Source organism: Roseovarius aestuarii (assembly GCF_019966515.1).
In the GTDB taxonomy this organism is placed as follows: domain Bacteria; phylum Pseudomonadota; class Alphaproteobacteria; order Rhodobacterales; family Rhodobacteraceae; genus Roseovarius; species Roseovarius aestuarii.
In genome coordinates, this window is sequence record NZ_JAIMIB010000055.1 from 1 (window position 1) to 2,490 (window position 2,490).

The window sequence follows — 2,490 nt, forward strand, 5'->3', positions numbered from 1 at the left end:
GGCACGCAGGATCTTGGCCAGGAATTGCAACGCACCCTGGCGGGCACCGATCTGGGCAAGAATTTTGTGCTGGGCATGAACGTCGCCCTGATGGCGCTGACCTTTGATCTGACGGTCATGAGCTGGGCCCAAAGGCGCAAAGAGGCATTGGGTCTGGGCTGATGGGGCGACTGGACGAACATCGCACAATCGCTGCGTTCAATCGCGATGTGTTCGAGCCGATGATGCTGGATGGCGAAGCGTTGGAAGGCTGCTGGTGGCACAATATCTCGTATGAGAGTGCCACCGGGCAGGGCAGTTATTTGATGATCATGGGTCCCGGAGCCAAATCGAACCCGCACCGCCATAACGGCCCGGAAGAGTTTTATATGGTCGAAGGTGATCTGGTGGATTGCGATGGCACCACCTACCGCGCCGGTGACTTCATATCGCTTTCGGGTGGCTCTGCGCATGACAGCCATTCGCCCTCGGGCTGCAAGATCGTCGTCACCCATCGCGGCGTGGTCGACAATATCTCCAAATCGGAACTGGAGGCCCTGACATGAATGTCAGCACCACGATCAGCCCTGTCTTTGAAACGCCATATGAGCGCGCGGGTGTTCTGACACCCGGCCTGCCGATCCTGCCACACGGGACCGAGCGGCACCCGATTCCCGGTGGCGGCTCGCGCGCGGTGCCTGTCTACAAAGGCGATGAAATCTCGATCCTGGACCGTGACGGGTTGCAACCCGGAGAACTGGTGTTCTTCACCCCCGATGGCAAATCCGACGCAGGCATGTTGGGAGCCCAGACAATGGGGCGTCCAGATGGTGTGATCTCGGTTCTGGCCAATGGCTCGGACTCCGGTGCGCGGGTTGCCAAGGCGCTGGAAGAGGCGGGGTTTGATCTGGGCCGCGCCGAGGCCGTCAGGTTTTTCACCGATGGCTCTCATCCCGGCGACAGGGTAACCTATTTCGCCGGCTGTGATGGGCTGCTGATCGTAGCTGCTCCTGGCGGGCCCATGCACCCCGGCGAGCAGAACCCGCCCAGCGACCTGATCCTTTATATCCGCCGCGCCGATCCCGGCCTGCCCAAGGGCGAACTGGCGCCGCCCGATCCGCTGGCCGATCCGCTGGTGGACTTCAACGTTCAGCCGGGGCAGGCGCAAAGCTACGAGGTCAAAAAGGGCGAGTACATCCAGATCCTGGATGTGCAGGGCCGTGAATGTTCGGACTTTCAGGCGTTTTCAATGCGGGCCCTCGACAAGGGTCTTGAGCGCGAGATCGATCCCACAACGACGCGCGCGCTGATGGGCAATCTGTACCCGCTGCCGGGCATCTTTTCGAAATACTGGAGCAGCGATCAGGAGCCGCTGGTCGAGGTCGTGCGCGATACCTGTGGGCGGCACGACACGTTCGGACTGGCCTGCACCGCGCGCTACTATGAGGATCTGGGCTATCCCGGTCATGTGAATTGTTCCGACAATATGAACAAGGATCTGGCGCAATACGGCATCCGCCCGCGTGGTGGCTGGCCGGCGATCAACTTCTTCTTCAACACCATGCTGGACGACACAAACGCCATTGGCATGGATGACCCGTGGTCGCGTCCGGGCGATTATGTGTTGTTGCAGGCGCAGACCGATCTGGTCTGCATCTCCACCGCCTGTCCCTGTGATGTGGATCCGGCGAACGGGTGGAACCCCACAGATATTCAGGTCCGCACCTACGGTGCGGAAAACGAGTTTGGTCGGTCAATGGGCTATAGAAAATCAGCGGAGGCGGACTTGGAAGAAACCAAGCAAACAGGATTTCACGAGTGCTTTGCACGTCATACCCGTGATTTTGTCGAATACGCGGGCTATTGGTTGCCAAATCAGATGTCCAATCACGGCGCGATTGCCGAATATTGGGCCTGCCGCGAGAAAGCGGCGATCATGGACCTGTCGCCTCTGCGCAAATACGAGGTGACCGGCCCGGACGCTGAAAAGCTGATGCAGCACTGCGTCACTCGCAACATGAAGAAGCTCGCGGTCGGGCAATTGGTCTATACAGCCATGTGTTATGAACATGGCGGCATGATCGACGATGGCACCGTCTTCCGCCTGGGCGAGACGAATTTCCGCTGGATCGGGGGCAATGATGATTCCGGGCTCTGGCTCAAGGAACAGGCGCGCAAGCTGGGTCTGAACGCCTGGGTGCGCTCATCCACCGACCAGTTGCACAACATCGCCATTCAGGGCCCGTTGAGCCGCGATATCCTGAAAGAGGTGTTCTACACCGCGCCCACCGTGCCGACCATCGAGGAACTGGGCATGTTCCGCTTTGCCGTGGCCCGTCTGGGCGACGTGCAGGGCAAGGCCGTGGTGCTGGGCCGCGCGGGCTATTCCGGGGAGCTGGGATACGAGGTGTTCTGTCATCCGCGCGACGCGGTCGAGGTCTTTGACGCGATCTGGAAGGTGGGTGAACCGATGGGCCTGACGCCCTTTGGCCTGGCGGCGCTGGACATGGT

At 60.4% G+C, this 2,490-nt stretch carries 2 protein-coding genes; both read left to right on the forward strand.

Annotated features, from left to right (window positions below; genetic code table 11):
- Positions 1 to 161 precede the first annotated feature (161 nt).
- Positions 162 to 545, forward strand: a complete 384-nt coding sequence (locus LC334_RS22935) for a cupin domain-containing protein (protein WP_217809145.1) — start codon at positions 162 to 164, stop codon at positions 543 to 545.
- Positions 542 to 2,490, forward strand: a 1,949-nt coding sequence (locus LC334_RS22940) for an aminomethyltransferase family protein (protein WP_085802633.1), incomplete at its 3' end; no start/stop codon positions are given. The genes LC334_RS22935 and LC334_RS22940, both read left to right, overlap by 4 nt.